This is a genomic window from Terrisporobacter sp., from assembly GCF_017888745.1.
Taxonomy (GTDB): domain Bacteria; phylum Bacillota; class Clostridia; order Peptostreptococcales; family Peptostreptococcaceae; genus Terrisporobacter.
Map to the genome: position 1 here is coordinate 1 of NZ_JAGHFM010000361.1, position 4,471 is coordinate 4,471.

Genomic DNA, 4,471 nt, shown 5'->3' on the forward strand with positions numbered 1-4,471 from the left:
TAGAACTGTATGAGTTTCAATTGCCCCCAGTGTCATAATTATAGAAAAAATTAAATAACCTAAATATGCAAATCCAAGCTGTCTAGGATCAGCAGTCAAAGCTAATACTTCTCCAAATACCCCTGCTTCTATTAACCATGTAAAACCTACTGCATACCAAAAGAATGCATAAGCACCAAATGCTGTGGCACCAAAAGTATTATTATGCTTAAAATCATTAATACATGCTAGAAGTTGAGCAGAAGCTCCTAGAAAAATAGCCCATGGTATTACAAAAGACACACCTGATGTTAGACCTAATTTTTGTGATGATGCTACTAATGTTACCATTGCCAAACCAAATAATCCTAATCCAGATGGATCTGCCACAACTATTTTTACATTTTTATTATCCATAATTACCTCCATTAGTCATAAAGATTTTACCTATACTTATAATTAACATTTATTAGAAATTAATACTTATTTTTATAATATTATCTTTATTCTCTTAGATTACATTATCTTAGCAATACAATGATTTCCCTTATTGCATCAAATCTCTTATTCATAGAAATAATTTTTATTTTTGATTATCATAATTTCTGCCTTAGAGGTTAACCTAAATATAGATTTAGAAATAGGAGGCAACTTATGAAGATTTTAAAATATATGCTTATATTTATACCAATAAGTTTTATAGCTAATTTTATGAATGCTACAGGAAGTATTATGTTTTTACTATCTTGCTTATCAATAATTCCTTTGGCAGGTCTTATGGGAGAAAGGACAGAAGAAATATCGTTCTATGCAGGTCCTAAAATTGGAGGTTTTTTAAATGGAACTTTTGGAAATGCTACAGAACTTATAATATCATTCTTTGCTCTAAAAAATGGATTATTTGATGTTGTTAAATCATCTATTGCAGGTGCTGTTATAGGAAATGTTCTTTTAGTTGTCGGTTTTAGTATGCTGGCTGGAGGGTTAAAGTATAAAACTCAAAAGTTTAATGAAAAAGTTAGTGAAGTTACTTCAAGTATGCTTTTATTTGCAGTAATAGGCCTTTGTGTTCCTGCTATATTTACTCATACTGTAAACCCTATACTTTTAAATACCAGATATGAAGGCCTTAGTATTTTTGTAGCAGTAGTTATGATAATAATTTATATACTTAGTTTGATATTTTCATTTAGTACTCATAAAGATATTTATACAAATGCTCAACAAGAATCTGGTGAATCTTCCCCAAAATGGACTTTAAAAAAATCTATTTTCATATTAATTATTGCTACAATTCTAATTGCCATTGAAAGTGAATTTTTAGTTGATAGTATAGAGGATATTACATCTGCTTTAGGATGGAGTGAATTTTTCGTAGGTATTATACTAATACCTATTATAGGAAATGCTGCAGAACATAGCACAGCAATTGTTATGGCTAGAAAAGATAAAATGGATGTTGCACTTGAAATTGCTCTAGGTTCCTCTTTGCAAATTATCTTATTTGTAGCCCCAATACTAATTTTTATTAGTTTATTTTTTAAGCCTATGAGTATAGTTTTTAACGAATTTGAATTAGTTGCACTTATTGCTTCTGTATTAATTGCTAATAGAGTTTCTCAAGATGGTGAATGTAACTGGCTAGAGGGAGTTCAGCTACTTGCAGTTTATTTAATAATTGCAGCATCATTTTTTATAATATAAATTTTTATAATTTTTTAATCATAATCTATACTTCTTAAATAAAATTTATTTTTACTAAAAAAGCTATGAATAAAAATCTCTTTATATTCATAGCTTTTAAAATATATTTTTTATCATATTATATACTTTTACTACCATAATTTATAATATATTAATATTTATCTGTTGGTGGTGATAAAAATGTATGCAGATCTAGTATGTAAAGGTGGAGGTATAAAAGGAATAGCATTGGTAGGTGCAATTTGTTGTTTAGAAGAATATGGATATAAATTTAAAAATCTCGCAGGCACATCAGTAGGTGCAATAGTCACATCTTTATTAGCTGTAGGATATACATCAAAAGAAATTAAAGAAATTATGTTTAATTTAGATTACAAATCTTTTGAAGATAAAAACCTTTTGCAGTCAATTCCTTATATAGGTCAATTTGCAAGTTTAGTAATCTCAAAAGGAATTTATTCAGGAAATTATATAGAAAATTTTTTAAGGGAAAAGTTTAAAGAAAAGGGTAAAACATCCTTTAGAGATATTTCTGAAAATAACAATAGTAAACTTAAAATTATTGCTACAGACGTCACTAATCATAAACTGATGATTTTGCCAGATGATTTAGAAAAATATAATATTAACCCTTTAGATTTTGATATAGCAAGTGCCGTTAGAATGAGTATTAGTATTCCTTTTTTTTATAATCCTGTTATCTTAAACAAAAGAAAAAATCCTACTTACATCGTCGATGGTGGTTTACTTAGCAACTTTCCTATTTGGCTATTCGATGTGGAAAATATACCCAAATGGCCCACATTTGGATTAAATTTATATGATGATATCTCCCAATCTTGTTCCAATAAAAATAATATGAACCTTTTAAATTTTTTAATAGATGTAATTCAAATAAGTCTTTCCACTAGTGAAGAAGTTTATTTTAAAGATTCTGATATATCAAGAATTATTAATATACCTACACTTGGAATAAATAGTATAGATTTTAATATATCTCAAAAACAAATGATGGATTTATATAATTCTGGTTATAATGCTACAAAAATTTTTTTGAGAGACTGGGATTTTAGCAAATATGTACGAAAATATAGATTTACACCGAATAATTAATATTATTTGATATGTCATGTTTCCTAAAATCAATCCTTCATATATTTATGTTAATAGTATGAATACCTCTATTTTAAATATCATAAAAATAGGTTAATACTTTCAAATAACATTATTGTATATTTGCAATAATAAATTGTTAGCTTTAGTTTGTAAAAAGTGCAGAGATTATTAAATCCCCACACTTTTTACAAATTTTTATATATGTTGAGGAATAGTTACTTCATCTTCAAAGTATCCCTCTTGATATAGTGGAAATTGTGAAATTAAAGCTCTTGCATCATTCCTACACTGATCTAATACTTCTTCATTATCTATGTTATTAGCTACCCTATCCATTATATCTGCTACTACTGATATTTCGTTTGGACCAAATCCCCTTTCAGAAACTGCAGTAAGACCTATACGAACACCACTTGTTACAAATGGACTAGCAGGATCATTTGGTATTGTATTTTTATTTACCGTTATTCCTATTTTTTCTAATGCTTGGTCAAACTCTTTACCAGTTATATTTTTAGGTCTTAAATCAACTAATACTATATGGTTATCTGTTCCACCACTAATTATTCTAAATCCTCTTGCTTCTAATTCTTTAGCTAAAAATTTAGCATTATCTAATACCCTTTGCATTGTCGCAACAAACTCCGGTTCTTTAACTCTTTTAAACATATTAGCTTTAGCTGCTATTCCATTTAATTGTATAGAACCTAATATTCCAGGAAAAGTTGATTTATTTAGCTGTTTTGCAAATTTCTCTTTACAAATCACAAATCCACCTCTTGGTCCACAAATAGTTTTTGAACAAGAAGATGTACAAAAATCTGCATATGGTACTGGAGAAGGTATCACACCAGCCCCTACTAATCCCGATATATGAGCCATATCAACCATAAAATATGCTCCAACTTTATCAGCTATCTCTCTCATTCTCTTATAGTCAATTAGTCTTGGGTAAGCACTAGCTCCTGCTATTATTAATTTGGGCATAAATGATAATGCCTTTACTTCCACATCATCGTAATCTATTATTTCCGTCTCCAGATTTACACCATAATGTTCATATTTATATATTTTACTTAAAAAATTTGCAGGAGATCCATGTGTTAAATGACCACCATGATCTAATCTCATTGCTAATATTTTATCTCCTGGATCTAATATAGCATTAAACACTGTATAATTAGCAGTTGCTCCAGAATAAGCTTGTACATTTACGTATTCTGCTCCAAAAACTTCTTTTGCTCTTTCTATTGCTAAATTTTCTACCCTATCAGCATGTTCTGAACCAGCTTGATATCTTTTGCCTGGAAGTCCTTCTTCTGTTTTATTTAAAAATACACTTCCGCTAAGTTCTAGTATTTCTGTTGGAGCAGAACTTTCTGAAGCAATCATTTCTATATTATATTTTTGTCTTTCTAGCTCAGCTTCTACTATTTCATATAATTCAGGATCTGTTATTTTTGTAGTTTTTAACATTTAATTTCCCCCTTAACTTTAAGTTATATTTTTATTTATACTTAAATGTTAACACTGCAGTCCACAAAGAAATATTATTAAAGCCGTACTATTTTTTAACGATTCTGACTTTTTATTAATTTTAAATTATTTAAATTTATGCTGAACAAAATACGCTGGTGTTTGTCCTGTAATGTCTTTAAAGTGTTTATAAATA

4 protein-coding genes are annotated in these 4,471 nt (G+C 28.4%); 2 read left to right on the plus strand and 2 right to left on the minus strand.

Annotated features, from left to right (window positions below; translation table 11 throughout):
• Positions 1 to 396, minus strand: a 396-nt coding sequence (locus J7G74_RS15820; protein ID WP_297137096.1) for an acetate uptake transporter, incomplete at its 3' end; no start/stop codon positions are given.
• A 237-nt stretch (positions 397 to 633) separates the two neighbouring features.
• On the opposite strand from J7G74_RS15820, the gene cax reads away from it, so the two are divergent.
• Together cax and J7G74_RS15830 are read left to right on the plus strand one after the other, a co-directional pair.
• Positions 634 to 1,683: a calcium/proton exchanger gene (cax, locus tag J7G74_RS15825; protein ID WP_297137099.1), complete on the plus strand. Its 1,050-nt coding sequence runs from the start codon at positions 634 to 636 to the stop codon at positions 1,681 to 1,683.
• Positions 1,684 to 1,863: 180 nt separating this feature from the next.
• Positions 1,864 to 2,796, plus strand: coding sequence for a patatin-like phospholipase family protein (locus J7G74_RS15830; protein ID WP_297137102.1), 933 nt, complete (start codon positions 1,864 to 1,866; stop codon positions 2,794 to 2,796).
• Positions 2,797 to 2,994: 198 nt separating this feature from the next.
• On the opposite strand, the gene glyA is transcribed toward J7G74_RS15830, so the two are convergent.
• Positions 2,995 to 4,275, minus strand: coding sequence for a serine hydroxymethyltransferase (gene glyA, locus J7G74_RS15835; protein WP_297137104.1), 1,281 nt, complete (start codon positions 4,273 to 4,275; stop codon positions 2,995 to 2,997).
• Between the last annotated feature and the right edge of the window lie 196 nt (positions 4,276 to 4,471).

Coding starts and splice junctions, on each gene's coding strand:
- J7G74_RS15830 (WP_297137102.1), top strand. CDS start 1,864: ATGTATGCAGATCTAGTATGTAAAGGTGGAGGTATAAAAGGAATAGCA.
- cax (WP_297137099.1), top strand. CDS start 634: ATGAAGATTTTAAAATATATGCTTATATTTATACCAATAAGTTTTATA.
- glyA (WP_297137104.1), bottom strand. CDS start 4,275: ATGTTAAAAACTACAAAAATAACAGATCCTGAATTATATGAAATAGTA.